Below are 26,227 nucleotides of genomic sequence, written 5' to 3' on the forward strand. Positions count from 1 at the left end.
GCCGCCCTTCGGCGTGTCAACGCCGGCTGTCGAGATGGGCCTGCAGGCGGTGGAGCCTGGTGTGCACATCGGGGTGGGAGTCGAGCAGTCGCGCGATCATTCCGCCCTTCGAGAAGGCGGGGCCCGGGACGCCGGCCGTGACCTCCCGGTCGCGCTCCTGGTGCAGTACGGCCATCAGCTGGGGCGCGAAGCCGAGCCCCGCCGCGTGCTCGTCGGCCCGCAGTTCGGACCGCCGGGAGACCGCGGCCACCAGGTAGGGCGTCGCCAGCGGCAGGAAGATCAGCCCGTACGTGGCAGTCGCCAGCGCGATCAGGAGGGCCCCGGCGACGCCGATCACCACGGCGGCAGCGCCCGTCGGGAGCAGGCCCAGCCGGGTGCACAGCAGGCGCAGCAGCCGCCAGGCGAGCCGGGCCGGCAGCGCGTACCAGAGGGACAGCAGCGAGGCCCACGCGTGTCCCCGCGTGTGATGCCCCAGTTCGTGGGCGAGGACCCCGGCGAGCTGGGCGGGTGTCAGGGTCCGCAGCGAATGACTGGTCACGCCGACGATGTGCCCGGCCGCCGCCAAGGCGTTGATCTCGTCGCTCTCCTCCATCCAGAGCTGATAGGCGTTCGCCTCCACTCCGGCCCGGGCGGTCACCTCGTGCCAGACGGGCCGCAGTCGCCTGTCCTCCTCCGGTGTGGGGTAGCGCAGGCCGAACAGCCACCGGGCCAGGAGCCGCTCGCACGGCCGGTGGAAGACCAGGGCCCCGCTCAGCACCCAGCTGCCGAAGAGCAGCCACCAAGGCAGATGGATCAGGTGGCTCAGGGCGTACGACACGACGAAGACGACGGTCAGGCTGGCGGCGACGTGGGGGAGGTGCAGCGCCAGCGAGCCGAGAGCGGTGAGGTCCGCCCCGCGTCGGCGGGCGGCTATGTGGATCCGGCCGGGGCGACGGGTGAGGTCGTCGTCGGGGACCGGTGCGGACATGGGCATGGGCCTTCCTTCCCGTGTGGGGGGGGAGGGGGGGATAGAGGGGGCGTGGGTCAGGCGAGGAGCATCGATCCGGGCAGCAGGGCCGCCGAGCAGCCGAACGAGAGCAGTCCGGTCCGGATCCAGAAGTGCTTGCGTGCGGCGATGGCACTCGTGTCGGCGAGGGCGAGCAGAAGGCCCCGAGCGGGATCGCGGCCGGTGTCCGCGAGGGCTGCGGTGAGCAGCCCCTCGCGTGCGGCTCGTCGTACGTCGCCGAAGTAGGTGAGCGGGCTGCCGGGTGTCCAGCGGCTGCCCTGGTAGCGGGGCATGACGGCCAGCAGCAGGGCGAACAGCGCGACGACCAGCGACGCCGCCCCGGCCCACCACAGCAGGGCGGCGGGCGCCGGGAGCCGGTCGGGAGTCCAGCCGCGGTTGGCGAGGAGTGCGGCGAGCATGCCCCCCGAGATGCCGAGCGCGCCGACGAGCACGGTGGCCTTGGCGTCGGCACGGGCGATCTCGCCGCGGAGGTCGGCGAGCAGTTGGGCGCCCGCCCGCACATCGGGATCGTCCGGGGGGTTCATGTGCCGGAATCCGGATCGTCCTCGGGTGTAGCGGACGGGTCGGTGGTCTTCAGGATGGCCTTCATCCGCTCGGCGATGAGCTTGTGGGGCTCGTCGAGCTGGTAGCCCTCCAGCTGTTTGTTGTCCAGGGCCTGGTTGATCAGGTTCACCTGGGTGTCCAGCAGCCTGTTCTGGCCCGACTGGAGGTGTTCCAGGACGAGCCGGGTCTCATCGGGGTGCGCCGCCAGGTGCAGGGCGAGCGCGGCGGCGCCGCCCTTGGCCAAGGTGCGTTCGTAGAACCTGATCTGTTCGGCCCTGCGCTCGGCCTCGTACGTGTCGCGGAGCCGGGTCGCCTCGTGCTCCGGCTGCGCGGCCTCCACCTCGTGCCGGGCGGTCCGCAGGCGGTCCTGGTGGGATCGCTCGGTGGCGTCGCGGCGCAGGCGTACGGAGCAGGTGACGTGCAGGCCCTGGGCCCGGCCGAGCGAGGGCTCGTCCCGCACCGCCCGCTGCACGGCCCGTTCCGCCTCGGCACTCGCGTCGATGGGGTGACGGCGGCCGGCGTCCCGCATCAGCGGCAGCAGCTCCCGTGTGAGCAGGCCGGGTACGTCCCGCTCCTGGCTGCGGACGAAGAGCGCCGGGTGGGTGACCCGCCAGCCGACGTCGGCCGTGACCTCGAACTCGAAGCTGTCGACCAGGCTGGGCAGGGGCACGGTCAGCTCGAAGGCGTGCGGGTCGGTGTCCACCTCGTACACGGCGACGTACCGCCGCGTGGACGCGGGACGGTCGGGCGGTGGGAAGGTCTCGTACGCGCCCTTGCGGGTCACACACACCAGGGCGTGGTCGATGCGGCCCATGAAGCGCCGGCCGCCGATGTGGAAGCGCGGTAGCTGCCAGACGGTGCGGACGGGGTCGGTCTCGTGTTCCATGGTCGGCCTCCGAAGGCAGGTCAGTCGAGGGCGAGGCGTTTGCTCAGCCGGTCCGCGGCCGGGGTGACGGCTCCTCTGGAGTCGCGGACCGTGCCCAGCAGATGGCCGACGCGCCGCCGGTTGGTGGGCGTGGTGACGAGGGCGCCGAGCAGCGAGGCGAGGGCCGACTCGGTCTCCGGGGCGTCGTCGGCCGCGCGCACCCAGCCGCGCAGGACGCCGAGGGCCTTCGGGTTGTGCGTCCGGTCGGCGAGCAGCGCGTCCCAGAAGTCGGCCAGCTGCCGGGCGGCCGTGGGATCCTCGGCCGCCGCGGCCCGCGCGTACCAGGACAGGACGGGCGCGCGGTCGCTGTCGTCGTCCTTCGTCTGCTTGCAGGCCTGGAAGAAGGCGAGCAGGGCATGCGGGCGGACCATCCGGTCGGTGCGGCGGAGTTCGGTCAGGGCGGCCAGTACGGGGTCCCGTACGGCGAGGAGGAGGAGTTCGAGGGCGTCGGCGAGCTGCCGGGCCTCCTCCGGTGGCTCCCCGTCCTCCTCGGCGCTCGCGGCCTCGGCGGGCGGTGGCCTGTGCATGGCGTCCACGAGTGCCGCCAGAGTCTCCTCGTGGTGCACCGGCCCGAGGAGGCCGTAGGCACGGATGGCCGTCCAGCGGCGGCTCTCGACGTCCCCGATGCACCAGTCGCGCAGGATCCGGGAGACGGCCGGCACCTCCAGGAGCTGGGTCATGGTGAGGGCGTTGGCCGCGGTCAGCCAGGCATGCGGCTTGCGGCTGTCCGCCCATGGCTCGATGAGGTGGGCCATGGCGGACGACAGATCGGCCTTGGCCAGCAGCGCGGCGGCCGACGCCGCCCGGGTCCGCACGAGGGGACGGCGGTCGTCGGCCAGCTTGCGGATCCACTCCGCGAAGGCCGGGCGCGCGGACGGGTGGAGGTTCCACACCTCCTCCAGCAGCATCGGAGCCGTCCGCTCGTCCTGGAAGGCGGCGCAGAAGCTGCCCTTCAGAGGACCCCACTCGGTGACCTCCGCGGTCACATAGCCGTCGGCGTGCGCGAGCCGGAGCCGCTCCTTGCGGGAGCTGCCGAAGACGGGGATGGGCGGTCGGGTGTTCGGATTCTGAATGTCGTGCAGGCGTACGAAGAGGCCGTCGGCGAGCTCGGCCGTCACCGCGTACGGCGCCTTGTCGAAGACGGCGAGGGAGACGAGGAACGCCTTGTCGATCAGCTCTGGCTTCTCCTCGGTGAGCCAGCGGGTCACCTGGGTCGCCACAGCCGTCTCGCCGAACGCGGCGAGCTCCACCTCGTCTATCTCACCGCGATGGTGTGCGACGAGCCGCAGCGCGAACTGCCTGATCTCCTCGGGCCGGTGGTGCCGAGTGAGGAACTCCTTCACCGCTGTCAGTCCGCACAGCTCCGGCCAGGCGGACTCACCGGTCGCCGGCGTGACATGGGCGTGCAGCAGGTCTTCGGCCGACGGCGGCTCCCACCGTACGGAGGGCAGGTCGCCCAGCGCCGCCGAGGGCTCGACGGTGATCACCAGACGGGCACGGGCGCGCTCCAACCGTTCCCGAAGAGAGTGCAGTTGGGCCTCGCGCAGGGGCCGGTTCCGACTGACCGGCAGATCGCACAGGACGTATCCGGCCGAGGGGTCCACCTGGTCGGCCAGCTCCGGGAACGACGCGGGGGGATCGAGGGAACGCAGCCGCTCGGCGCCCAGCCGGTGCAGCAGCATCAGCGCGGCGGTACGGCGGCCTGTCTCGCGTCCGCCGGACAGGATGACGAGCCTGTCGTCCCGCAGGCGTTTCAAGGCCTCGTCGAAGCTCTGGCAGCCCCGGAAGACGACCTGTAGTTCTTCGATCTCCCCGTGCGGTACCGGCCCGGACAGCGGGAGGGGCGTCTCGGCCCGGCCTCCGAAGTGGAAGTGCTGGTCACCGAAGTGCGTGCCGCCCGCCTGGCCGAACTGGTCCCGGGCGACGAGGGTGGAGACGAAGTCCGGGGCGTGCGCGATCAGGTCCCGGCGCGCGGCCCACGCCTCCTGCCTCGGCTGTTCCTCGGCAGCCTCGTCCCGCTCCTTCTTCTCGCCGTCCTGCCCTTCGGCCGGATTCGCCGCGTCGGCCGGATTCTCCTCCTGGCTCATCGGCGCTCGTCCCGGGCCCGGCCGGTGAAGTCGAAGTGCTGTCCGCCGTGGAGTGTGCCGCCTGCCTGACCGTACTGATCGCCGTAGATCTGGACGTCGGAACGCCGGGAGGCGGGCGCGTCCGGGCCCTCGGCGTCGGACGGAGCTTCCGGGGGGTTCGGCGTGCTGTTGCCCGCCTCCCCGTGCACCCAGGCCACCGTCGGCCCCTCCTTCGTCCCCACCGTCACCCGGTGGAACTCCTCCGGACGCACGCCCAGTGGGCCGTGCCGTACCACCCCCTGGTAGATCCCTTCCGACACGCACAGCACGCAGTCGGACTCGCGCTGCTTCAGGGCGTCGCGCAGGGGGTCGGAGTTCAGCAGGCGGACCGCGTGATTGAGGTCGGAGCCGACCCAGCCGTCGAGTTCGTCGACCGCGACGTAGCCGGAGGACAGGACGATGCGCAGCCGCATGCGGGCGCTGGTCGCCAGGAGGCGGTTCTTGTTGTGGAGGAGGGCGGGGGTCTCGGTCAGAAGTGTCTTGATCAGGGCGGGTACGGGGACAGCGGTATCGATCAGCTCCATCACGGAGTCGCCGCGGTCGGCGCGCAGCCGGGCCGTCTCGTCGACGGCGGCGTCGAGCAGGGTCGTGTCGACGACGTCGTACAGGACGCGGCGCAGGAACGCCTGCTCCACGTCGTCGCGTGAGCCGTACTGCTCGATGTCGAAGAGGAGGATCGTGCGGTACACGGGGTCGGTCATGGCTGCCTCTCGCGCGTCGGTGTCCGTCGTCCAGCACGATGGCGGGTCGCGGGCGAGCGTCGGAGGGCCGATGACACGGACGGAATGTGACCGTGTGCATGGAACGGTGGCCAGGGATGTGCGTCAGGCGGAGGCGTCGCCGGCGATGCGGCGCAGCACGTCGGGGCGGAGTACGACGATGCGGCGGCGCCGGGTGGCGACGACCTGCCGGTCCCGCAGCTCTTTGAGGAGCCGGGCCACCGCCTCGCGCGAGGAGCCCACGGAACCGGCGAACTCCTGCTGGCTGAGCCCGATGGTGAGTTCGATGCCCTCGTCCGTCCGGCTACCGTGTGTGCGCACCAGTTCGAGAAGCAGGACGGCCAGCCGCTCGCGCACGCTCAGCGCGGCCCATTCCAGCCGGCGGCGGTCGGTCGAGCGCTGCCGGTCCGTGGACAGGCTCAGCAGGCGCAGCGCCACCCGGGGGTTGTCCGAGACGAACACGGTGAAACGGTTCTGGTCGATGACGACCGCCTCGACCGGCTCCAGGGCCGTCACGGTCGCCGAACGGCCGCGACCGCTGAGGGCCGCGCCCTCGCCGATGATGTCGCCGGGGCCGCGCAGGGCGAGCAGAGCCTCGTAGCCGTTGGCCGCGATCGCTGTGACCTTGGTCCAGCCGTGCAACAAGAGCAGGACGTGGGCCGAGGGCTCGTCCTGGTGCAGGATCACGCCGCGGGCCCGGTAGCCGAGGGGGCGGCCGATGGCGAGCAGGGCGGCGCGGTCCTCCCGCTCCAGCCGGGCGAGGAACGGGACACTGTCGTCGTCCCACGCGCGTGTCTGCCCCCCGGTCATTCCGCCGCCCCCCGCGTGCACCTGTGCCGATACCTGCCCTGTACAGGCGTCGTACTGGCGTCAACGTACTGGAAACGACCATGGAGGAAACGGGCGTGATTCGGCCGCGTGGCTGACGAGCGGCGCCTTGCCCCGGTGCACCGATGCCGGAAGCGTCCCTTCGGCGCATCATGGAAGAACTCAGCCTCCCGCGGAGGTACTCCGTGTCGCAGCCGCCCTACCCCTCCTGGCCCCCCTGGCAAGGCCCCGCCGCCCCGTCGATGCTCGCGTCGCACGCCGATCGGGAGCGGGCCGTGGACGTGCTCAGGGCCGGGTACGGCGAGGGGCGGATGGAGCGGGACGAGTTCGAGAAGCGGGTGGCGCGGGCGTACGGGGCCCGGACCGTGGGGGAGCTGGCGCTGCTGGTGGCGGATCTGCCGCAGGGGCCGGTGCCGCACTCGACGGGCGCCGTGCCCGTGGCGCGGACGTTTCTGCCGGTGCCGCGGCCGCCGACGAACGGGAAGGCGGTCGCGGCGGGCGTGTGCGGTCTGCTGTGTGTGCCGACGATGGGGCTGACGGGGATCCCGGCCGTCGTGCTGGGGCATGTGGCGCGGGCCGAGATCCGCAGCCGGGGCGAGCTGGGGGACGGGCTCGCGCTGACCGGGCTGGTGCTCGGATGGTTGTCCACGGCAGGCTGGGCACTCGTCCTGGTGTTGCTGACGGTGGTGTCCATCGCGGCGGGCTGAAGGGTGGGCTGACCGGCGGGTGAACGGCCTGGGGTCTTGACATGCTCCGCATAACCATGCGGGCGGTTCCCATTTGTTTTGACCGCAGCGAATGCGATAGGTACGCTCAGACCTTGTGCCTGGGGTGTGCCCTGGCTCTCGTGCGTGCCATCAACCGCATCGCGAGCTGTTACCGGCCACCGCAATCTGCGCTTCTTTCTGCCTCGCGGCGGGAGTCCGCGGGATTCGACACACCCGACCGCGTGGGTCGGCGACGTTCCAGGTTAGCTTCACCATTCGGCACACAGAAACCGGAGAAGTAGTGCCTACGATCCAGCAGCTGGTCCGTAAGGGCCGGCAGGACAAGGTCGAGAAGAACAAGACGCCCGCACTCGAGGGTTCCCCTCAGCGTCGCGGCGTCTGCACGCGTGTGTTCACGACCACCCCGAAGAAGCCGAACTCGGCCCTGCGTAAGGTCGCGCGTGTGCGTCTGACCAGCGGGATCGAGGTCACCGCTTACATTCCGGGTGAGGGACACAACCTGCAGGAGCACTCCATCGTGCTCGTGCGCGGCGGCCGTGTGAAGGACCTGCCGGGTGTTCGCTACAAGATCATCCGCGGCTCGCTCGACACCCAGGGTGTCAAGAACCGCAAGCAGGCCCGCAGCCGCTACGGCGCCAAGAAGGAGAAGTAAGAATGCCTCGTAAGGGCCCCGCCCCGAAGCGCCCGGTCATCATCGACCCGGTCTACGGTTCTCCTCTGGTGACCTCCCTCATCAACAAGGTGCTGCTGAACGGCAAGCGCTCCACCGCCGAGCGCATCGTCTACGGCGCCATGGAGGGTCTGCGTGAGAAGACGGGCAACGACCCGATCATCACGCTGAAGCGCGCACTGGAAAACATCAAGCCGACCCTCGAGGTCAAGTCCCGCCGTGTCGGTGGTGCGACGTACCAGGTTCCGATCGAGGTCAAGCCCGGTCGTGCCAACACGCTCGCGCTGCGCTGGCTCGTCGGTTACTCCCGCGCCCGTCGCGAGAAGACCATGACCGAGCGTCTGCTCAACGAGCTTCTCGACGCCTCCAACGGCCTCGGTGCCGCTGTGAAGAAGCGCGAGGACACCCACAAGATGGCCGAGTCCAACAAGGCCTTCGCGCACTACCGCTGGTAGTCGCTACCCACATCGAGACCGAGAGAAGACTGAAGCCTTATGGCTACCACTTCACTTGACCTGGCCAAGGTCCGCAACATCGGGATCATGGCCCACATCGACGCGGGCAAGACGACCACCACCGAGCGGATCCTGTTCTACACCGGCGTTTCGTACAAGATCGGTGAGGTCCACGACGGCGCCGCCACGATGGACTGGATGGAGCAGGAGCAGGAGCGTGGCATCACGATCACGTCTGCTGCGACCACCTGTCACTGGCCGCTCGAGGACAACGACTACACCATCAACATCATCGACACCCCGGGTCACGTCGACTTCACCGTCGAGGTGGAGCGCTCCCTGCGCGTGCTCGACGGTGCCGTGACGGTGTTCGACGGTGTCGCCGGCGTTGAGCCGCAGTCCGAGACGGTGTGGCGTCAGGCGGACCGCTACGGCGTTCCGCGTATCTGCTTCGTCAACAAGCTCGACCGCACGGGTGCCGAGTTCCACCGCTGCGTCGACATGATCACCGACCGCCTGGGCGCGCAGCCGCTGGTCATGCAGCTGCCGATCGGTGCCGAGGCGGACTTCAAGGGCGTCATCGACCTCGTGACGATGAAGGCCCTGGTCTGGTCGGCCGAGGCGACCAAGGGCGAGATGTACGACACCGTCGACATCCCGGACACCCACGCCGAGGCTGCCGAGGAGTACCGCGGCAAGCTGCTCGAGGCCGTCGCCGAGAACGACGAAGAGCTGATGGAGCTGTACCTGGAGGGCACCGAGCCCACCGTGGAGCAGCTCTACGCCGCGATCCGTCGTATCACCATCGCGTCCGGCAAGAGCGACGGCACCACCGTCACCCCCGTGTTCTGCGGCACCGCGTTCAAGAACAAGGGCGTTCAGCCCCTGCTCGACGCGGTCGTGCGCTACCTGCCCACCCCGCTCGACGTCGAGGCCATCGAGGGCCACGACGTCAAGGACCCGGAGCAGGTCATCGCGCGCAAGCCGTCGGAGGACGAGCCCCTCGCCGCGCTGGCGTTCAAGATCATGAGCGACCCGCACCTCGGCAAGCTCACCTTCGTCCGCGTGTACTCCGGCCGCCTGGTGTCCGGCACCGCCGTGCTGAACTCCGTGAAGGGCAAGAAGGAGCGCATCGGCAAGATCTACCGCATGCACGCGAACAAGCGTGAGGAGATCGAGTCGGTGGGCGCCGGTGACATCGTCGCCGTCATGGGCCTGAAGCAGACCACCACCGGTGAGACGCTGTCCGACGACAAGAACCCGGTCATCCTGGAGTCCATGGACTTCCCGGCGCCGGTCATCCAGGTCGCCATCGAGCCCAAGTCGAAGGGTGACCAGGAGAAGCTGGGCGTCGCGATCCAGCGCCTGGCCGAGGAGGACCCGTCCTTCCAGGTCCACACCAACGAGGAGACCGGCCAGACCATCATCGGTGGTATGGGCGAGCTTCACCTCGAGGTGCTGGTCGACCGCATGAAGCGCGAGTTCAAGGTCGAGGCCAACGTCGGCAAGCCGCAGGTCGCCTACCGTGAGACGATCCGCAAGGCCGTCGAGCGCGTCGACTACACGCACAAGAAGCAGACTGGTGGTACCGGCCAGTTCGCCAAGGTGCAGATCGCGATCGAGCCGATCGAGGGCGGCGACGCCGCGTACGAGTTCGTGAACAAGGTCACCGGTGGCCGCATCCCGAAGGAGTACATCCCTTCGGTGGACGCCGGTGCGCAGGAGGCCATGCAGTTCGGCATCCTCGCCGGCTACGAGATGACGGGCGTCCGCGTCACGCTCATCGACGGTGGCTACCACGAGGTCGACTCCTCCGAGCTCGCGTTCAAGATCGCCGGTTCGCAGGCCTTCAAGGAGGCCGCGCGCAAGGCCAGCCCCGTGCTGCTCGAGCCGATGATGGCCGTCGAGGTCACCACGCCCGAGGACTACATGGGTGAGGTCATCGGCGACATCAACTCCCGCCGTGGCCAGATCCAGGCCATGGAGGAGCGGGCCGGTGCCCGCCTCGTGAAGGGCCTGGTGCCCCTCTCGGAGATGTTCGGCTACGTCGGAGACCTCCGCAGCAAGACGTCGGGTCGCGCAAGCTACTCGATGCAGTTCGACTCCTACGCCGAGGTTCCCCGGAACGTCGCCGAGGAGATCATCGCGAAGGCCAAGGGCGAGTAACGCACCGCGTCTACACGCCGTAGGCTTGACTCCGGAGCCTTGAGGGGCATTCCGTCACAATCATGGCGAGAATGCCCCGGGGCCCGGGCTTTCCAGCAAAGATCATCCTGGCGCCGATGAGTAAGGCGTACCAGAACCACTCCACAGGAGGACCCCAGTGGCGAAGGCGAAGTTCGAGCGGACTAAGCCGCACGTCAACATCGGCACCATCGGTCACATCGACCACGGTAAGACGACCCTCACGGCCGCCATTACCAAGGTGCTGCACGACGCGTACCCCGAGCTGAACGAGGCCTCGGCCTTCGACCAGATCGACAAGGCTCCCGAGGAGCGCCAGCGCGGTATCACGATCTCGATCGCGCACGTCGAGTACCAGACCGAGACGCGTCACTACGCCCACGTCGACTGCCCCGGTCACGCGGACTACATCAAGAACATGATCACGGGTGCGGCGCAGATGGACGGCGCCATCCTCGTGGTCGCCGCCACCGACGGCCCGATGCCGCAGACCAAGGAGCACGTGCTCTTGGCCCGCCAGGTCGGCGTTCCGTACATCGTCGTCGCCCTGAACAAGGCCGACATGGTGGACGACGAGGAGATCCTGGAGCTCGTCGAGCTCGAGGTCCGTGAGCTGCTCTCCGAGTACGAGTTCCCGGGCGACGACGTTCCCGTCGTCAAGGTCTCCGCTCTGAAGGCCCTCGAGGGCGACAAGGAGTGGGGCAACTCGGTCCTGGAGCTCATGAGCGCCGTCGACACCGCGATTCCGGAGCCGGAGCGCGACGTCGACAAGCCGTTCCTGATGCCGATCGAGGACGTCTTCACGATCACCGGTCGCGGTACGGTCGTCACCGGCCGTATCGAGCGTGGTGTCCTCAAGGTCAACGAGACCGTCGACATCATCGGCATCAAGACCGAGAAGACCACCACCACGGTCACCGGCATCGAGATGTTCCGCAAGCTGCTCGACGAGGGCCAGGCCGGTGAGAACGTCGGTCTGCTGCTCCGCGGCATCAAGCGCGAGGACGTCGAGCGCGGCCAGGTCATCATCAAGCCGGGCTCGGTCACCCCGCACACCGAGTTCGAGGCGCAGGCCTACATCCTGTCCAAGGACGAGGGTGGCCGCCACACGCCGTTCTTCAACAACTACCGCCCGCAGTTCTACTTCCGCACGACGGACGTGACCGGCGTGGTGACCCTCCCCGAGGGCACCGAGATGGTCATGCCGGGTGACAACACCGAGATGAAGGTGGAGCTCATCCAGCCCGTCGCCATGGAGGAGGGCCTGAAGTTCGCCATCCGTGAGGGTGGTCGCACCGTGGGCGCCGGCCAGGTCACCAAGATCAACAAGTGAGTCTTCGGACTGGCTTGAGGGTCAACTGACCTGAGTGGCTCGAAGGGGCCCGTACGACTTCGGTCGTGCGGGTCCCTTTGCCGTGCCCGCACTCGCGGACTGCCTTTATGGCTTCGTCCAGGACAGCACTCAGTTCATGCAGCGCCTCCTGGGCGACGGCCGGGTCCTCGTGTTCCAGGTTGGTCTTCGCGTGGGCGTAGCGGGTGGACAGGTCGGGCCGTCGGGCGATCTCGATGTCCCGGGCCCAGGCCAGCACCCAGCTCTGCACCGGGCTGAGGGACTGCCATTCGACAGCCTTGGCGAACGCGTCGTCCTTGGTGGCCTGCATCTCTCCCAGACGGGCCGGATCGACGGTGGCGAGAGCCGCGCGCAGGGCGTCAGGAGTCTGCTGAGGGCGGGGGGCCAGCTCAGGTCCGTGGTCTGACTGCGTGCTCATCGTGTCCACCTCCGAGGAGTGCCCCGGCCTGGCTATCCCGCCCGGGTGTCGAGGGAACGCGGCGATGTGGGCGGCAGATGCTCTCCTCATGCTGCTCCCGGAAGCTCGGTTCGGTCGGATCGGCAATCGCGGCAGTGGCCCGGGGCCGGTGCGCGGAAGGCTCTGTCGCAGGTGTCGCAGGTCTGGAGGGGGTGCCGGGCGGGCGGTGGGGGTGCCGCCGGTCGCGCGAAGGGCGGCGGGGGCGGTAGCTGGGCCGTGAGGCGGTGGGCCAGGAGGGCGGCCGGGCGGCGGAGGGGCTCGGGTGGGAGGTCGGTGGTCATGGCGTGGCGTACGGCGGTGGGGGTGACGTCTCGCTCCAGCCAGGCGGCGACGCCGGGGGCGAGGTGGGCGGTGTCGTCGGCCGAGAGCAGGAGGCGGGGGTCCTCGCGGCGGAGGCCGGTGAGGAGGTCGGTGGCCTGCTGGAGGAGGGCGGGGGCCGGGCAGGCCGGTCGCGGTACGGCAGGCAGGGTCTTGCCGCCGGGCGACCCCGTCCGCTGCCCCGGAGCCGGACGCGGAGCCTCTGCACCCCTGTGACCTGGCTGGTTGCAGGAGGTCGTACGGGTGATGATCCGGCCGTCGGGTACGCGTACGCGCTCGCGGCGCAGGTAACCGTGGGCTTCCAGCTCTTTCAGAGCGGCGGCGATACGGGTCGTGCCCTCGGGGAAGCGCGCCGCGAGGGACTTGATGTCGATGCGGGCGCCGACGGGCAGCGACTGGATGTGCGTGCCGAGCCCGATCGCGAGCAGCGACAGCTCCGGGTGCTGGGCGAGGTGGTTGCCGATCACCGTGAAGCGGGTGGTGTGGCGGGTGTGGTCGTGCACCAGGCCGGAGTGGGGATGCCGCCGGTTCGGGTGCTTCTTTGCGGCAACCCGGGTGTGGGCGTGCGAGGGCACGTTAGGGTTCTGCGTATCCATCAGGAAGTTGTTGCCTTCCTCGGTGGTCAGGCCCTCGCACTGGGATTGCCGTCCCGGCGAGGGCCGTCGCATGTCTGCGGTTGTGTTGCGCTGAGCGTAGGGCAGGCAATGGCCCCCGACGCCAGTCGAGTTGGTGATGTTCACCCACGCGGGTGAGGCCGCTCGGCGGCCGGGAGGAGGGGTGGGGCTTGGTGGGGTCCTTTCACCTATGTGTTCCTTCTGGGAAGCCGCCCGCGCCACCGAAGTCCAGGTTCTTGGGATCCGGTACGAGGCCGATCTCGGCCCAGACGGTCTTGCGCGGCGGGAGCCCGGCGGTGGTGCCCCAGCGGTCGGCGAGCGCCTCGACGAGGCGCAGGCCCCTGCCCGCCTCGGACAGCACCGGCAGACGGTCGCCGCGCGTGTCCGTCACCTCGATGCGGAGCGTGTCGGCGACGACGTAGAGCAGCAGGCGGAAGTCACGACCGGGGACGCGGCCGTGCGTCACGGCGTTGACCGACAGCTCCGCGACGACCTGCCTCGCCGGGTCCAACGGGATTTCCCAGGAGCGCAGTTGCTCGACGGCCAAGAGGCGGGCCAGACGGGCACCGCGCGGGGTCGGCGACAGCTGGAGGCTGAAGTTGCGGACGGGTGTGGTGAGTTCAGTGGATCGCTGCTTCACGTCACTCAGAGTGGCGGTGCGCGCTTATCGTGAACAGTGACTCAGCGGGTGCGTACGGTGACTGTCCGGAGCTTGTCAGGCGGTGTCCGGGCTGTCGGGGCCGGGCGTACGGGCAGGGCGCAGGGCACGGTCGTACGACGGCGGAAGGTGCGGGATGACGGCGGTCGAGGCGGACTCGGGGCGGCTCAAGGGCGAGGCGGACGAGCCGGGTTGGGAGGTGGACCCCGACGACGAGTGGGGCGTCGCCGTCATCGCGACCGTCGGACGGCAGCTGAAGCTGCGGCGGGAGGCGGTGGGGATGCGGGCCGGCGAGTTCGGGACGGCCGTGGGGTACGGCGAGGACATGGTCTACAAGATCGAGGGCGGGAAACGGATCCCTCGGCAGGACTATCTCGTCAGGGCGGATGAGGTGCTGGGGGCGGGTGGGCTGATTGCGGCGACCTGGGAGGACGTGAAGAGGGTTCGGTATCCCCGGAAGGTGCGCGAGCTGGCCAAGTTGGAGGGGCAGGCGGTGGAGATCGGGGTGTACGAGAGCATCAGCATCAACGGCCTGTTGCAGACCCCGGAGCATGCGCGAGCCCTGTTCGAGTCCTGGCAGCCCGCGTATGCGCCTGAAGAGGTAGAGCGTCTGGTGGGTGCCCGTATGGCCCGGCAGTCCGTGTTCGACCGGTCGCCCGCGCCGTCGCTCAGCTTCGTCCAGGAGGAGGCGACGCTGCGACGCCCGGTCGGGGGCACAATGGTCTGGCATCGGCAGCTTGAGCGTCTGCTGGAGGTGGGGCGCTTGCGTAACGTCAGGCTTCAGGTGATGCCGACGAGCAGCGAGGCCCATCCCGGTCTGAACGGGAGGATCGAGGTGCTGAAGTTCGGGGACGGCACTGCGGTGGGCCGGTCCGACGGCGCGTTCGCCGGCAGGCCGACCTCCGACCCGAAGCACATCAGGATCCTCGACCTGCGCTATGGCACCATCCGAGCTCAGGCCCTTCCCCCACGGGAGTCGCTGGCCTTCATCGAGCAACTGCTGGGAGAGACATGATCCGCAACGCTGAACTGGCGTGGTTCAAGAGCAGCTACAGCAGTGGCCCTGATGGCGACTCCTGCGTCGAGGTCGCGATAGCCCCCCACACCATCCACGTCCGTGACTCGAAGCAGGACCACGGCCCCCGACTGGCGCTCTCCCTCACCACCTGGGCGGGATTCGTGTCGGGAGCCGCCAAGTTGGCCCAACTGGAGCCTTCCGGCCACTAGCCCGCCCCATTCGCGGCCCCCCAACGACCCATCCGCTCCACTCCCCGCTTCCGCCGCCGAACCACCCGGCGTGCATGCGAAAAGCAACCGCGCGCCCGTTACGCAGAGCGGCAACGCAGGCAACCGTTGGGGCCGAGGGACCTGGGCCACCCGCGTTTCAGGGCCGCTCGCTCGCTTCTCCCACGTGCTTCCGCGGCCCGGGTCAAGGGTCGGGCGAAGGCCGATCGGCGGAGCCGACGCGAAGCGCCCTTGAGGCGGGTCGTGGAAGCACGACACTGGCAAAGAAGCGGGCGGCCCGACAGCGTCATGGTCAACGCCCCGCTGAAGCCCGACTCCGCAGCTCAGAGACAGCCCGGTCGAACGCGGAGTCCTTCTTCTCCTCGAACTCCTCCTTCGTGAACACCGGCTCCGAGAGGTGAGGCGGGATGCCGGAGCCGTCGTAGGTCCGGCCCGACCGGTTCAGGAACTCCTCGTTCGGGAGGATCGCGGTCATGCCGTTGGGCAGGTCGCGTTCCAGGACGTCGGAGAAGACGCCCTGGGTGGACCGGCCGATGCGCACGGTGTGGCCCGGCCGGTCGATCAGGGCCTGGGTGAAGGTCTCGCCGGCGCTGACAGTGGAGCCTCCGGTCAGCACGGCGATGGGTCCGGTGTAACGGGGCCCGTCGGCCGGTACGACCCGGATCGGCTCGGGCCGGGTGTGCCTGCCGGGGTCGCTCGGATGGTTCCGGGCGCGCTTGGCGTAGGCGACGTAGGGCGTGTCCGTCAGCCGCTCGGCGATCCGAATCCCGAGGGCGTCGGAGCCGCCGCCGTTGATGCGCAGGTCGATGATCAGGCCTTTGAGCCGCTGGGTGCGGTCCTTGGTGAGGACGGTGTCCAGGGCCTTGTCGAGTGCGGCGACGTGGGCGGCGTACGGGGCGTCCTCGGAGGTGTAGCCGGCGAACCCGGAGATACGGAGATAGCCCTGGCCGGCGCTCCCGGGCAGGTCGGCGTAGGTGATACGGCCGTTCGCGAAGTCCTGGCGGTACGGGGCTCCCTTGAGATCGCGCTCGACGACGAACTTCTTTACCTTGGTGTCCAACGCCTCCGTGGGCATCTCGGTGCCCGGGCGGACCTGGGCGAAGACACTGTCCCCGTCCTCGACGGCGACATGGGCGTCGTAGAGAGGCCGCACCATGTCGCTGAAGATCCCGAAGAGTTCCTCGCGGGTGGTGTCCTTGTGCACCTTGGCCCGATACCGGTCCCGGACGTCCTGCCAGTCGATGCCCTTCGCGGCGAAGAAGGGGTAGTTCTCGGCGAAGGAGTGCCAGAAGACGTCGAAGGAGGTGCGGGGATCCTTGGGCGTGGGGCGGCTGCAGTCGGCGGGCAGTTCCTTGATCCGCCGGAGTGCGCGATGGCCGACGGAACTGTCCGTACCGAGGCTGGCACGGTCCCGGCCCGGACCGGGGCGGACGGTCAGTACGGTGCCGTCTTCGGTCGTGTACACGCCAGGGCCGGTCCTCCGCGAGGCCTCGCCCTCGATACAGCTGACGGACGTCGTCTGGAACTCCTGGAGGGTGTCACCGTCGAGGGAGAGGACGGTGCCGTAGCCGTCCATGCGCCAGACGCCGTCGATGCCGGGCCTGCCGGAGCCGGCGGTGGCGGGCGCTGCCGCTGCCGCTGCTAGGGCCAGGGTGAGGACGGTGGCTGTGACGGTTCGCATGATCGGTTCCCCCGTTGCGTGGTCGTGTACCTCCTACGGTGCCCGGGGGAGCGGGGGCGGGCCATCCGGCGGGCTGGTGGACGGGGGTGGGGACAGCCCCCTCTTCCGCTAGTCGGCAGCTGTCGTGCCGTGACACTGGAGCATGACTTCAGAACCGGCGCCTCGCGATGACCACCTCGACCTGGACGCGATCGAGGAGCTGTGCGTCGCCTCGACTCCGGATCCGGTATTGGCCGCCACCGCCAGGGAGACGGTGCCGCTGCTCGTGGCGGAGATCAGGCGCCTGCGCTGGCTCGTCTCCTTCGGGGCGTGCGATACGGCCGGCACCACGGGCACGGAGTTCGTGCTGGCGCTCAACGAGGAGATGCTGGCGTACTTCCGCGAGATGGCGGACGTACTGGTGGAGCACATCGGTATCTCCCGTGCGGAGGCGGTCGCGAGGATCAACGCGGTGTACGGGACGCGGGAGTCGGTCAGCTGGGGTGTGGGACTCCTGGGCCACGAGCTGCCCGAGTACTGGGCCTACGGGGTCTACTACGGCCCGGATGACCAGCACCGCGTCCCGAAAGGATGCCCCACCGCGGACGCGGACATCGACTTCAGCACACACCCCGTACGCCCCGCACCACCGAAGGACTCGCCGTTCTGGACGCTGGAGGAGTAAGTGGCACGATGTGCGCACAGGTGATCGAGCGAACAGCGAACGGGGAGGCCGGCGTCATGGCCCGCTACATGGAGACACTGACCGTCGAGCGGGGCGGTTTCCGGATCAAGGTGCCGGAGTCGTGGTGGGAGTTCGACGTACGGCCGGAGTCGCGGGACGACTCGATCCGCCGCATGGTCAGCGAACGCGTGCAGCAGCGCCCGGAGTTGGAGCAGTACCGCGGCACCTACGTCGACTTCCTCCAGAAGGCCGCTGCCGATGCCTGGAAGTCGGGCGCGCTGTACTGCGGCTGCATGGCGGAGAACTTCGGCGGCGATACGCCGATAACCGGCTCGGTGACCGTCTCCCTGGTCGGCGGCCGCAACGAGCGGGGCGAGCCCCTCTCGAACGACCCCTCTGTCATCGCGAGCCAGCTGGCGGTCAAGGAGGCCAAGCGGGAGGGCGACTCCTGGCGCAAGGTGACGACCGTCGACATCCCGGGGGTCGGCCCGGCCGCGCGCACCCACGGCATCGAGGACATCGCCGTACCCGGCGACGCCCTCAACCGCACCATCCGCGCTGTGCTGATGCAGACGTACATCCCCGTGCCGGGCCAGGAGGGCAAGGTCGCCCTGGTCGCCGGCAGCAGCCAGGTTCTCGACCTCGCGGACTCGTTCTTCGACATCTTCGACGCGATCACGTCGACGTTCCGGTTCACGGAGGCGTGATGAGGTATGACCGGTGTTGACATCACAGGGACATCGAAGCCCTGGGTCATCTTCGTTTCGCGAGGAGATACCAGCATGCAACGGCAACTGTCAGGGCTGGAGGCGAAGGGAGGGCGCGTCCACCACTTCGACTCCCGCGACCTGATCACCGAGGAGGGGATCTATCGCTCGTTCGCGGAGGTGCTGCAGTTCCCCGGCTACTTCGGGAGCAACTGGGACTCTGTGGTGGACTGCCTGGATGACCTGTGCGGTGCGGTAACGGGCGGAGTCGGGATCGCGGGCGTGATCCATGACGCGGATCGAGTGCTCGAGGCGGAACACTTCCCCCTGTTCGTGTCAGTCCTTTGCCAGGGCGCCGACCGTGCGAATTCGGCGGTGGATCTCGATGGGTTTCCCCTGGACCGTCCTGCGATCGCCGAACACTTCGTCTTCGAGTTCCGTCAGTTCGATCGCGAGAAGGTAGCGCTGCGCATCGAACAACCTGACCTCACCGTCACTACCGGGGGCTCGTTCGTCGCGGCCGCTCTCAACCCCCAGAGGTGGCACTGAAGTCGCGGCGAGCGGGCCGTGCGCGGGCGTCGTCCGTGATGTGGAAGCTCATGTTTCCGTCGAACGGTTGTGCCTTGTAAGTTTACGTGTGCATACGGTTGTTGACGTGGATGTGCGTGGCACGGGGGTTGCGGTATGGCGGGGCACAGGCCGGCGGACTGGCATGTCCTGGACTTGGACAAGGACCCGACGCCTGGAGATCCGCAGCGGGTGCGCACGCTTGCGAAGCAGTTGCACGACTTCGCCGATGACGTCTCCGACGCGCTCCGCTTGGTCAAGGGCATGGCGGGCGAGGGCACGCTCCTGGAGTGGGCGGGCAAGTCGGCGGATGTCTTCAAGGAGGACTTCGCGGATGTCCCGAAGAACCTCAAGAAGCTGAAGAAGTCGTATGAGATGTGCGGCGACGCGCTCTCCGATTTCTGGCCGAAGCTGGAGAGGGCCCAGTCGCTGGCGGACAAGGCCCTCATCAAGGGCCGTGAGGCCCGTGACAGCCTTTCCTCGGCCCAGTCGAAGCTGACCTCGGCCGACTCGTGGGTCACCCGGGCCGGCAAGGAAGCGGACAAGTACAAGGACGACCCCACCGGCAGCAAGTCGGATGCCGACCAGCCGGACGAGGCCAAGGTCCGCGCCGCCACCCGCGATGTGCAGCACGCCAAGTCGGCCCAGTCGAAGGCGCAGTCGGATGTGTCCGACGCTCAGGACGCTCTTGCCGCGGCGAAGAAGATGGCCGCGGACGCCCGCACGATGCGCGACGAGGCCGCGCGCGAGGCGAAGTCGAAGATCGACGAGGCGTCCGACGCCGGTATTCAGAACCGGTCGTGGTGGGAGGAGGTCGGCGACTGGTTCACCGACAACTGGGACAGCATCGTCGCCGCCTGCAAGATCGTCGTAGCGGTTGTCGGCATCGTGGCGATGATCATCGGTGGGCCGATCCTGGGCGCGATCGTGCTGATCGCCGCCGCTGTCGTCCTCGCCGACACGCTCTACAAGTATTCCAAGGGGCAAGCGTCCCTATGGGACGTGGGCTTGGCGGCCCTGGACTGCATACCCGGCATGAAGGGCCTGACCACTCTCGGCGGCCTCGCCAAGGGCCTGAAGGCTTTCGGCAAGACCGGTCTCAAGGGCATGGCGCTTGGGGCCAGGGGGCTCGGCAAGAGCACCCGAGCCCTCGGTCGCCAGATGAAGAAGCTGGTCACCTGCGGCGACCCGATCGACATGGCCTCCGGCCAGATGGTCATGTCCGAAACGGACCTCATACTGGACGGTGTCCTTCCACTGGAACTGGAGCGTCACCACCGCACGGGTCTCCGATCCGGCCGCTGGTTCGGACCCGCCTGGGCATCGACCCTGGACCAGCGCCTGATTCTCGAACCCGAGGGCGTCCGCTTTACCACCACCGATGGCATGATCCTCAGCTATCCCGTGCCGGAAGAGGGAATTCCCGTTCAGCCGGTCGAGGGTCCACGTTGGGCATTGGAGTGGGACGGCTCGAACGGCGGGAGCATGATCGTGCGCCAGCCGGACTCAGGCCTGGCTCTTCATTTCCGGCCGTTGCCTGGCCGCTCGGCCGCAGAACTCCCCTTGGTCAGGGTCGACGATCGCAACGGCAACACGATCGAGGTGATGTACGGGCCCGAGGGAGCACCGCAGGAGGTCACGCACACGGGCGGCTACCGCGTCGGGGTGGCCACAGACCTTGGGCGGATCACGGCGTTCACCCTGCTCAGTGACCCCGAGCAGCCGATTCTCCTGCGTTACGCGTACGACGCCGACGGCAACCTCACGGAGATCTACAACTCCTCCGGTCTGCCGCTGAAGCTCTTCTACGACGACCAGCGTCGCATTACCGGTTGGGAGGACCGCACCGGAACCTGGTACCGCTACATGTACGACTCCGAGAGCCGCTGCACCCATACCACCGGCACCGAGGGCATCCTCGACTACACCTACGTCTACGACACGGAGAATCACACCTCCGTGGCGACGAACTCCCTCGGCCACAGCACCACGTACATCTTCAACGACGCCTACCAGCTCCTGGACGAGACCGATCCGCTCGGGCATACGACGACCCGGACCTGGGACCGCTACGACAACCTGCTCTCCGTCACCGACCCGCTCGGCAGGACCACTGCCCACGAGTACGACGAGGCGGGCAACGCCATTCGGGTCGAGCACCCCGACGGCAGTTTCGCTGCGTACGCATACGACCCAGACGGCAGGCTGATCTCGGCCACCGAACAGGACGGTGCGCGGTGGCAGTACGTGTACGACGACCGCGGAAACGTCGTCGCGATCACCGACCCGGCAGGCGCGAGCACCGGCTACGTATATGACGAGCGCGGCGCGGTGGCCTCGGTCACCGATGCCCTCGGCCACGAAAGCCGGGTACGCAGCAATGCCGCGGGCCTTCCGACGACGGTGGTCTCTGCGCTGGGTGCTGAGACCCGGTTCGCGTACGACGCGTTCGGCCGTGTCTGTGAGGTCGTCGAGCCCGACGGTGCAGCGACCGCAGTCGGTTGGACCACCGAGGGACGTCCGGCACGGCGGGTGTATCACGACGGCTCCACCGAGAGCTGGACCTACGACGCCGAGGGCAATGCCCTCACTCACACCGACGTGCGCGACCAGGTCACGCGGTTCGAACCGGCCCCCTTCGACAGACCCGCGGTCCGGATCGCCCCGGATGGCAGCCGGACCGAGTTCACCTACGACACCGAACTCCGGCCGATACGCGTCCGCAACGCCCTCGGCCGGACATGGAGGTACGAGTACGACCTTCTCGGCAACGTCGTCCGGGAGACTGACTTCAACGGTCGGGCGATCAGCTACCGCTACGACATCGCGAATCGGATCATCGAGCGCACAAATGGCGCGGGGCAGAGCGTCCGATACCGCCATGACCCTCTCGACCGGGTGATCGAGCAGCTGGACTCGGAAGGTCGTGTCACGTCCTACGAGTACGACCAGGCCGGAGGCCTCATCCGGGCGGTCAACCAGGATGCCGAGCTTCGCTTCACGTACGACGCGCTAGGCCGCGTCCTGACGGAGAGCTGCAACGGCCGGTTGCTGACCAACGCGTACGACGCCGTGGGCCGCCGAGTACGACGGCGAACCCCTGGCGGGGCGCTCAGCGAGTGGCGATACGACGCCGCTCATCAGCCGATCGAATTGCGCGGCTCGGGTCGGACAGTGGGATTCGGATACGACGCGGCAGGACACGAGGTCTTGCGTTCCCTGCCGACGGGAGCGTCCCTGCTCCAAGAGTGGAGCACTACCGGCCACCGGCTGCGGTCCCAAGCCGTGCGGATAGCCGGAGCGGCAGGGCTCGGCGTCGATCGGCGCTACTCCTATCGGTCCGACGGTCTCCCCAGCAACGTCACCGACTCCGACACGGGTGCCGTTGCGTACGAACTCGACCCCACGGGACGGGTGACCTCCGTCACTGCCACGGACCGGCGCGAGACGTATGCCTATGACGTGCTGGGCAACCTGATCCACTTCGAGGTGCCCGTCACGGCCGGCAACCGCAACGTCGGCGCTCAGGGGCAGATGACCTACAGCGGCACGCTGGTACAGTCCGCCGGCCGGTCCTGGTACGAGCACGATGCCCAGGGACGCGTGGTCCGCCACACGCGTGCCCTCCTGTCAGGGGGGTCCCGCACCTGGCTCTTCACCTGGGATGCGGAGGACCGCCTGCGCACCGTCACCACCCCGGACGGCCGCCACTGGCGCTACCGCTACGACCCGCTGGGCAGGCGCATCGCCAAGGAGCTCCTCTCCGCTGAGGGCGCGGCTGTGGTCGTCGAGCGCACGAATTTCGTGTGGGACGGAACTCGGCTGGCCGAGGAGGACTGCTCACGCATGGGAGGGGAGGGCGAGAGCCACGTCACCACCTGGGACTGGGAACCGGGTGGCGACCGACCCCTCGTACAGCGCACCCGGTCCGGGGAGCGCTCGGCCGACGACGCGTGGGTGGACGAGAGGTTCTACTCCATCGTCACTGACCTCGTCGGTACGCCCACCGAACTCGTCGACGAAACAGGGCACACGGCCTGGCGTTCCCACCACACCCTCTGGGGCTTGCCATTGCAGGGCCCGTCGCCAGGCTCGGTCGACTGCCCGTTGCGCTTCCCGGGCCAGTACTTCGATGCCGAGACGGGGTTGCACTACAACCACCACCGTTACTACGACCCCGCAACGGCCCGGTACCACAGCCCCGACCCGCTCGGTTTGGAGCCGGCACCGGATCACCACGCCTACGTCGCAAACCCGCTCGTGTGGATCGACCCGCTGGGCCTCGCGCCCTCGTGCAAGGCGGTCATCCGGCATTACACGGACAAGAACGGCTACAACAAGATCATGGGTGGCGGCGGCAAGGACGGCATCACTCTCAAGGTTCCCAGAAACACCAAGAGTAAGAACGCTGCAGCGGTCTACGTCACGCCCATGAGCCCCGCCGACATCGCCAAGAAGCCCGGTGGCTTCAAGTCCTACCTCGGTCTGACCAAGGAAAAGAGCGAGTACATGATCGAGTTCGAGGTCGAGAAGAAGCTCTTCTCGGGGCGTCTCAGGGGTGGCCGGGAGCATATCTGGTTCTCGAACAGCGACGTGGCCATCCCCCGTGACGCGATCAGGTACCACGGTCCGACATCGGGTTGGAAAGCCTGAGGCGATGTACACGCCGCAGCCCCATCACACCACCGAGGAACTCCCAATGGATCTCACAGGTCACTCGACCGACTTCGTCGTGGACACGTCGTTCCCTGAGGGCATGCGCCGCTTCGTCCGACTCGGGCAGCAGCGGTGGCCAGGCCTGTTCCTCTACGGGGAGCCGCTCTCACCTGGCGCCCCGGCGGATTGGCGGTTGCCTGAGCCGGATGATGATGGCTTCTCGGGCATCGTCACCTTCTCTTCCGGCCAGGAGATGGAGGACTTCTGGGAGGAGCATGGCTACGCCCTCGACGCCGCGGGGCAAGGGCCGTACGCCGTCTTCTACCGCCATCATGCGCAGCAGCTCCACGCGACGACGGTCTCCGGAGTCCATGTCTCCTCTCCCGAGGCCGCCGCGGCGGTCGAAGGGACGGGGCTCTTGCTGTCCGAGTACTACGCTGTCAGCCTCGTCACCCCGGAGGACCCGGACATCGATCGTTTCTCCAGGAGTGTCGTGAACGACTTCGTGGCATCCTTCCGCGGGCCCACATCTGCCATGTAGGCCTGCCGTGGCGTGCCGACACGTGGTTGGGAGACGACCGCCGCACAAGTCGGTGGCGCTGTCGGCGACGGCCCGCCCGGCCTCGCGTTTGACCTACGTCACCCCCGGGGTATTCTCCTCAGCTCGATTGGCGCAGCCCCCGCCCCCTATGGCAGACTGTCCGAGTTGCTCGGTCGAGTGTTGATGCTGCGCGCCTCCCGCCGGGGGGACCGGAAGCGAGTCCCACAGTACTCGTCGCCCCAACTGCCATACGGCAGCGCTGAGGCGGACGTACGGGAATCTTTCGGGAAGTGTCAGTGCGGCACCGGCCAGGCACCCGGTGGGCCTTTCGCCCCCGGCTCGCGGTTCCGGCAGGGCCGTGTGCAATCCCGCAGGGATGTTCGAACAAGGGGCATCCGTGTCAGCGAGAGTGCGACACGCCCGACCGCGTGGGTCGGAGGAACGAAGGCAGCAGAAGGAATCCACCGGGTTCCAGAGCGTTACGAGAGACAGGACTACTGAGTAGCCATGGCGGGACAGAAGATCCGCATCCGGCTCAAGGCCTACGACCACGAGGTCATCGACTCCTCGGCGAAGAAGATCGTCGAGACGGTGACTCGCACTGGTGCGTCGGTCGCGGGCCCGGTGCCGCTGCCCACTGAGAAGAACGTGTACTGCGTCATCAAGTCGCCGCACAAGTACAAGGACTCGCGCGAGCACTTCGAGATGCGCACGCACAAGCGCCTGATCGACATTCTCGACCCGACCCCCAAGACCGTTGACTCTCTGATGCGACTCGACCTCCCGGCCGGTGTCGACATCGAGATCAAGCTCTGAAGGCCGGTGATCTGAGAATGGCTAAGCAGATCAAGGGCATCCTGGGCGAGAAGCTCGGCATGACGCAGGTGTGGGACGCGAACAACCGTGTTGTTCCGGTCACCGTCGTCAAGGCCGGCCCCAACGTCGTCACCCAGGTCCGCACGAACGACGTCGACGGCTACGAGTCCGTCCAGATCGCGTTCGGCGAGATCGACCCGCGCAAGGTGAACAAGCCCCTCAAGGGCCACTTCGCCAAGGCCGACGTCACTCCCCGCCGCCACCTCGTCGAGATCCGTACCGCTGACGCCAGCGAGTACACCCTCGGCCAGGAGATCACCGCCGAGGTGTTCGAGGCCGGCCTCAAGGTCGACGTGACCGGCAAGAGCAAGGGCAAGGGCTTCGCCGGTGTCATGAAGCGTCACAACTTCAAGGGCCTCGGCGCCGGACACGGCACCCAGCGCAAGCACCGCTCCCCCGGTTCCATCGGTGGCTGCGCCACCCCGGGCCGCGTGTTCAAGGGCCTCCGCATGGCGGGTCGCATGGGCAACGAGCGTGTCACCACCCAGAACCTGACCGTCCACGCCGTTGACGCGGAGAAGGGTCTGCTGCTCATCAAGGGCGCGGTTCCCGGTCCGAACGGCGGCCTCGTCCTGGTCCGCACCGCGGCCAAGGGGGCCTGAGGTACCGATGAGCACTGTTGACATCCTTTCGCCTGCAGGCGAGAAGACCGGTAGCGTCGAGCTCCCCGCGGAGATCTTCGGCGTGGAGAAGATCAGCATCCCGCTGATCCACCAGGTCGTCGTCGCGCAGAACGCCGCTGCCCGCCAGGGCACGCACAAGACCAAGCGTCGCGGTGAAGTCCGTGGTGGCGGCAAGAAGCCGTACCGCCAGAAGGGCACCGGCCGCGCCCGTCAGGGCTCGACCCGCGCGCCGCAGTTCGCCGGTGGTGGCGTCGTGCACGGTCCCGTGCCGCGCGACTACTCGCAGCGGACCCCGAAGAAGATGAAGGCTGCCGCTCTGCGTCACGCCCTCACCGACCGGGCCCGCCACAACCGCATCCACGTCGTCTCCGGCGTCATCGAGGGTGAGAACCCGTCGACGAAGGCCGCCAAGTCGCTGTTCGGCAAGATCTCGGAGCGCAAGAACCTGCTCCTGGTCGTCGACCGTGCCGATGAGGCCGCGTGGCTGTCCGCCCGTAACCTGCCCCAGGTCCACATCCTGGAGCCGGGCCAGCTGAACACGTACGACGTTCTCGTCTCGGACGACGTGGTCTTCACCCAGGCCGCCTTCGAGTCCTTCGTGTCCGGCCCGAAGGCCAATGACACCGAAGGGAGCGAGGCCTGATGGCTATCCGTCACCCCGCTATTGCCTCCAAGGCGGCGAAGAAGGCCAAGGCCGCGCGCGTCGCCAAGGCGCGCCGCCACGCCGCCGAGGGCAAGAACACCGTCGAGACCCCGCTGAGCAAGTCCTTCACGGACCCCCGTGACGTGCTGCTCAAGCCGGTTGTCTCGGAGAAGAGCTACGCGCTCCTCGACGAGGGCAAGTACACGTTCGTCGTCGCCCCGAGCGCCAACAAGACCCAGATCAAGCAGGCCGTCCAGGCGGTCTTCTCGGTCAAGGTCACCGGGGTCAACACGATCAACCGCCAGGGCAAGCGCAAGCGCACCAAGACCGGTTTCGGTCAGCGTGCCGGCACCAAGCGCGCGATCGTGACCCTTGCCGAAGGCGACCGTATCGACATCTTCGGCGGTCCGACCGCGTAAGCGGGTCGGATCGTCCGATATCG

26 protein-coding genes are annotated in these 26,227 nt (G+C 68.4%); 16 read left to right on the plus strand and 10 right to left on the minus strand.

Going from position 1 to position 26,227, the window contains the following annotated elements; translation table 11 throughout:
- Window positions 1-16: 16 nt before the first annotated feature.
- The 6 genes from ACFT4A_RS09785 to ACFT4A_RS09810 form a co-directional block, all read right to left on the minus strand.
- Window positions 17-967, minus strand: coding sequence for a M48 family metalloprotease (locus ACFT4A_RS09785; RefSeq protein ID WP_382827542.1), 951 nt, complete (start codon window positions 965-967; stop codon window positions 17-19).
- Between the two features lie 56 nt (window positions 968-1,023).
- Window positions 1,024-1,530 carry a Pycsar system effector family protein gene (locus tag ACFT4A_RS09790; protein ID WP_382827544.1) on the minus strand — a complete coding sequence of 169 codons (507 nt, stop codon included), beginning with the start codon at window positions 1,528-1,530 and terminating at the stop codon, window positions 1,024-1,026.
- Entirely contained in the window at window positions 1,527-2,435 is a 909-nt protein-coding gene (locus ACFT4A_RS09795) for a hypothetical protein (RefSeq protein ID WP_382827545.1), read from the minus strand. Before ACFT4A_RS09795 ends, ACFT4A_RS09790 begins: the two co-directional genes overlap by 4 nt.
- A 20-nt stretch (window positions 2,436-2,455) precedes the next feature.
- A complete protein-coding gene (locus ACFT4A_RS09800; protein WP_382827546.1) occupies window positions 2,456-4,561 on the minus strand; it encodes a hypothetical protein in 2,106 nt (701 codons plus the stop codon).
- Window positions 4,558-5,301, minus strand: coding sequence for a hypothetical protein (locus tag ACFT4A_RS09805; RefSeq protein WP_382827548.1), 744 nt, complete (start codon window positions 5,299-5,301; stop codon window positions 4,558-4,560). The genes ACFT4A_RS09800 and ACFT4A_RS09805 overlap by 4 nt, the downstream gene beginning before the upstream one ends.
- A gap of 123 nt (window positions 5,302-5,424) precedes the next feature.
- Entirely contained in the window at window positions 5,425-6,129 is a 705-nt protein-coding gene (locus ACFT4A_RS09810) for a Crp/Fnr family transcriptional regulator (protein WP_382827549.1), read from the minus strand.
- Between the two features lie 203 nt (window positions 6,130-6,332).
- Between ACFT4A_RS09810 and ACFT4A_RS09815 the strand changes: the two genes are divergently transcribed.
- The 5 genes from ACFT4A_RS09815 to tuf all read left to right on the plus strand — a co-directional run bounded on the left by ACFT4A_RS09815 (window position 6,333) and on the right by tuf (window position 11,517).
- Window positions 6,333-6,854, plus strand: a complete 522-nt coding sequence (locus tag ACFT4A_RS09815; RefSeq protein WP_382827551.1) for a DUF1707 and DUF4190 domain-containing protein — start codon at window positions 6,333-6,335, stop codon at window positions 6,852-6,854.
- 301 nt (window positions 6,855-7,155) lie between these two features.
- A complete protein-coding gene (gene rpsL / locus ACFT4A_RS09820) occupies window positions 7,156-7,527 on the plus strand; it encodes a 30S ribosomal protein S12 (RefSeq protein WP_003948652.1) in 372 nt (123 codons plus the stop codon).
- Window positions 7,528-7,529: 2 nt separating this feature from the next.
- The gene (gene rpsG, locus ACFT4A_RS09825) at window positions 7,530-8,000 is read left to right on the plus strand and encodes a 30S ribosomal protein S7 (RefSeq protein WP_003992340.1); all 471 of its coding nucleotides are present in this window, start codon (window positions 7,530-7,532) and stop codon (window positions 7,998-8,000) included.
- A gap of 39 nt (window positions 8,001-8,039) precedes the next feature.
- A complete protein-coding gene (fusA, locus tag ACFT4A_RS09830) occupies window positions 8,040-10,166 on the plus strand; it encodes an elongation factor G (protein WP_189728729.1) in 2,127 nt (708 codons plus the stop codon).
- Between the two features lie 157 nt (window positions 10,167-10,323).
- The gene (gene tuf, locus ACFT4A_RS09835) at window positions 10,324-11,517 is read left to right on the plus strand and encodes an elongation factor Tu (protein ID WP_193482362.1); all 1,194 of its coding nucleotides are present in this window, start codon (window positions 10,324-10,326) and stop codon (window positions 11,515-11,517) included.
- On the opposite strand, the gene ACFT4A_RS09840 is transcribed toward tuf, so the two are convergent.
- The 3 genes from ACFT4A_RS09840 to ACFT4A_RS09850 form a co-directional block, all read right to left on the minus strand.
- A complete protein-coding gene (locus tag ACFT4A_RS09840) occupies window positions 11,507-11,953 on the minus strand; it encodes a hypothetical protein (RefSeq protein ID WP_382827552.1) in 447 nt (148 codons plus the stop codon). The two genes, tuf and ACFT4A_RS09840, sit on opposite strands and share 11 nt — an antisense overlap.
- An 86-nt stretch (window positions 11,954-12,039) precedes the next feature.
- Window positions 12,040-12,906, minus strand: coding sequence for a helix-turn-helix domain-containing protein (locus ACFT4A_RS09845; RefSeq protein ID WP_382827729.1), 867 nt, complete (start codon window positions 12,904-12,906; stop codon window positions 12,040-12,042).
- Window positions 12,907-13,108: 202 nt separating this feature from the next.
- Entirely contained in the window at window positions 13,109-13,573 is a 465-nt protein-coding gene (locus tag ACFT4A_RS09850; protein WP_382827731.1) for an ATP-binding protein, read from the minus strand.
- A gap of 145 nt (window positions 13,574-13,718) precedes the next feature.
- Here ACFT4A_RS09850 and ACFT4A_RS09855 point away from each other — a divergent pair, with 145 nt between their 5' ends.
- Window positions 13,719-14,597, plus strand: coding sequence for a helix-turn-helix domain-containing protein (locus ACFT4A_RS09855; protein ID WP_382827553.1), 879 nt, complete (start codon window positions 13,719-13,721; stop codon window positions 14,595-14,597).
- A complete protein-coding gene (locus ACFT4A_RS09860) occupies window positions 14,594-14,809 on the plus strand; it encodes a DUF397 domain-containing protein (protein WP_382827554.1) in 216 nt (71 codons plus the stop codon). Before ACFT4A_RS09855 ends, ACFT4A_RS09860 begins: the two co-directional genes overlap by 4 nt.
- A gap of 310 nt (window positions 14,810-15,119) precedes the next feature.
- Here the strand turns inward: ACFT4A_RS09860 and ACFT4A_RS09865 are convergent, their stop codons facing one another.
- Window positions 15,120-16,508: a S41 family peptidase gene (locus ACFT4A_RS09865; protein WP_382827556.1), complete on the minus strand. Its 1,389-nt coding sequence runs from the start codon at window positions 16,506-16,508 to the stop codon at window positions 15,120-15,122.
- 142 nt (window positions 16,509-16,650) lie between these two features.
- On the opposite strand from ACFT4A_RS09865, the gene ACFT4A_RS09870 reads away from it, so the two are divergent.
- From ACFT4A_RS09870 to rplW, 9 genes are all read left to right on the plus strand, one after another.
- Window positions 16,651-17,172, plus strand: a complete 522-nt coding sequence (locus ACFT4A_RS09870) for a hypothetical protein (RefSeq protein WP_382827557.1) — start codon at window positions 16,651-16,653, stop codon at window positions 17,170-17,172.
- A 56-nt stretch (window positions 17,173-17,228) separates the two neighbouring features.
- Complete coding sequence (locus tag ACFT4A_RS09875; protein WP_382827734.1) at window positions 17,229-17,879, plus strand: hypothetical protein; 651 nt, start codon at window positions 17,229-17,231, stop codon at window positions 17,877-17,879.
- Window positions 17,880-17,954: 75 nt separating this feature from the next.
- Window positions 17,955-18,428 (plus strand): barstar family protein, encoded by a 474-nt coding sequence (locus ACFT4A_RS09880; RefSeq protein WP_382827559.1) that lies wholly within the window; start codon window positions 17,955-17,957, stop codon window positions 18,426-18,428.
- Window positions 18,429-18,638: 210 nt separating this feature from the next.
- A complete protein-coding gene (locus ACFT4A_RS09885; RefSeq protein ID WP_382827561.1) occupies window positions 18,639-23,099 on the plus strand; it encodes an RHS repeat-associated core domain-containing protein in 4,461 nt (1,486 codons plus the stop codon).
- Window positions 23,100-23,103: 4 nt separating this feature from the next.
- The gene (locus tag ACFT4A_RS09890) at window positions 23,104-23,643 is read left to right on the plus strand and encodes a hypothetical protein (RefSeq protein WP_382827563.1); all 540 of its coding nucleotides are present in this window, start codon (window positions 23,104-23,106) and stop codon (window positions 23,641-23,643) included.
- A gap of 507 nt (window positions 23,644-24,150) precedes the next feature.
- A complete protein-coding gene (gene rpsJ, locus ACFT4A_RS09895) occupies window positions 24,151-24,459 on the plus strand; it encodes a 30S ribosomal protein S10 (RefSeq protein WP_003948644.1) in 309 nt (102 codons plus the stop codon).
- A 17-nt stretch (window positions 24,460-24,476) separates the two neighbouring features.
- Entirely contained in the window at window positions 24,477-25,121 is a 645-nt protein-coding gene (gene rplC, locus ACFT4A_RS09900) for a 50S ribosomal protein L3 (RefSeq protein WP_030839681.1), read from the plus strand.
- 7 nt (window positions 25,122-25,128) lie between these two features.
- A complete protein-coding gene (gene rplD, locus ACFT4A_RS09905) occupies window positions 25,129-25,785 on the plus strand; it encodes a 50S ribosomal protein L4 (protein WP_189728748.1) in 657 nt (218 codons plus the stop codon).
- Window positions 25,785-26,204, plus strand: coding sequence for a 50S ribosomal protein L23 (rplW, locus tag ACFT4A_RS09910; protein ID WP_382489362.1), 420 nt, complete (start codon window positions 25,785-25,787; stop codon window positions 26,202-26,204). The genes rplD and rplW overlap by 1 nt, the downstream gene beginning before the upstream one ends.
- The last annotated feature ends 23 nt before the right edge of the window (window positions 26,205-26,227 follow it).

Source organism: Streptomyces sp. NPDC057099, from assembly GCF_042671245.1.
Taxonomy (GTDB): domain Bacteria; phylum Actinomycetota; class Actinomycetes; order Streptomycetales; family Streptomycetaceae; genus Streptomyces; species Streptomyces purpurascens.

What these genes read in the sequence shown, in the direction of transcription:
- ACFT4A_RS09785 (WP_382827542.1), bottom strand. Translation starts at nt 967, where the DNA reads ATGTCCGCACCGGTCCCCGACGACGACCTCACCCGTCGCCCCGGCCGG.
- ACFT4A_RS09790 (WP_382827544.1), bottom strand. Translation starts at nt 1,530, where the DNA reads ATGAACCCCCCGGACGATCCCGATGTGCGGGCGGGCGCCCAACTGCTC.
- ACFT4A_RS09795 (WP_382827545.1), bottom strand. Translation starts at nt 2,435, where the DNA reads ATGGAACACGAGACCGACCCCGTCCGCACCGTCTGGCAGCTACCGCGC.
- ACFT4A_RS09800 (WP_382827546.1), bottom strand. Translation starts at nt 4,561, where the DNA reads ATGAGCCAGGAGGAGAATCCGGCCGACGCGGCGAATCCGGCCGAAGGG.
- ACFT4A_RS09805 (WP_382827548.1), bottom strand. Translation starts at nt 5,301, where the DNA reads ATGACCGACCCCGTGTACCGCACGATCCTCCTCTTCGACATCGAGCAG.
- ACFT4A_RS09810 (WP_382827549.1), bottom strand. Translation starts at nt 6,129, where the DNA reads ATGACCGGGGGGCAGACACGCGCGTGGGACGACGACAGTGTCCCGTTC.
- rpsG (WP_003992340.1), top strand. Translation starts at nt 7,530, where the DNA reads ATGCCTCGTAAGGGCCCCGCCCCGAAGCGCCCGGTCATCATCGACCCG.
- fusA (WP_189728729.1), top strand. Translation starts at nt 8,040, where the DNA reads ATGGCTACCACTTCACTTGACCTGGCCAAGGTCCGCAACATCGGGATC.
- ACFT4A_RS09840 (WP_382827552.1), bottom strand. Translation starts at nt 11,953, where the DNA reads ATGAGCACGCAGTCAGACCACGGACCTGAGCTGGCCCCCCGCCCTCAG.
- ACFT4A_RS09845 (WP_382827729.1), bottom strand. Translation starts at nt 12,906, where the DNA reads ATGGATACGCAGAACCCTAACGTGCCCTCGCACGCCCACACCCGGGTT.
- ACFT4A_RS09855 (WP_382827553.1), top strand. Translation starts at nt 13,719, where the DNA reads ATGACGGCGGTCGAGGCGGACTCGGGGCGGCTCAAGGGCGAGGCGGAC.
- ACFT4A_RS09860 (WP_382827554.1), top strand. Translation starts at nt 14,594, where the DNA reads ATGATCCGCAACGCTGAACTGGCGTGGTTCAAGAGCAGCTACAGCAGT.
- ACFT4A_RS09865 (WP_382827556.1), bottom strand. Translation starts at nt 16,508, where the DNA reads ATGCGAACCGTCACAGCCACCGTCCTCACCCTGGCCCTAGCAGCGGCA.
- ACFT4A_RS09870 (WP_382827557.1), top strand. Translation starts at nt 16,651, where the DNA reads ATGACTTCAGAACCGGCGCCTCGCGATGACCACCTCGACCTGGACGCG.
- ACFT4A_RS09875 (WP_382827734.1), top strand. Translation starts at nt 17,229, where the DNA reads ATGGCCCGCTACATGGAGACACTGACCGTCGAGCGGGGCGGTTTCCGG.
- ACFT4A_RS09880 (WP_382827559.1), top strand. Translation starts at nt 17,955, where the DNA reads ATGCAACGGCAACTGTCAGGGCTGGAGGCGAAGGGAGGGCGCGTCCAC.
- ACFT4A_RS09890 (WP_382827563.1), top strand. Translation starts at nt 23,104, where the DNA reads ATGTACACGCCGCAGCCCCATCACACCACCGAGGAACTCCCAATGGAT.
- rpsJ (WP_003948644.1), top strand. Translation starts at nt 24,151, where the DNA reads ATGGCGGGACAGAAGATCCGCATCCGGCTCAAGGCCTACGACCACGAG.
- rplC (WP_030839681.1), top strand. Translation starts at nt 24,477, where the DNA reads ATGGCTAAGCAGATCAAGGGCATCCTGGGCGAGAAGCTCGGCATGACG.
- rplD (WP_189728748.1), top strand. Translation starts at nt 25,129, where the DNA reads ATGAGCACTGTTGACATCCTTTCGCCTGCAGGCGAGAAGACCGGTAGC.
- rplW (WP_382489362.1), top strand. Translation starts at nt 25,785, where the DNA reads ATGGCTATCCGTCACCCCGCTATTGCCTCCAAGGCGGCGAAGAAGGCC.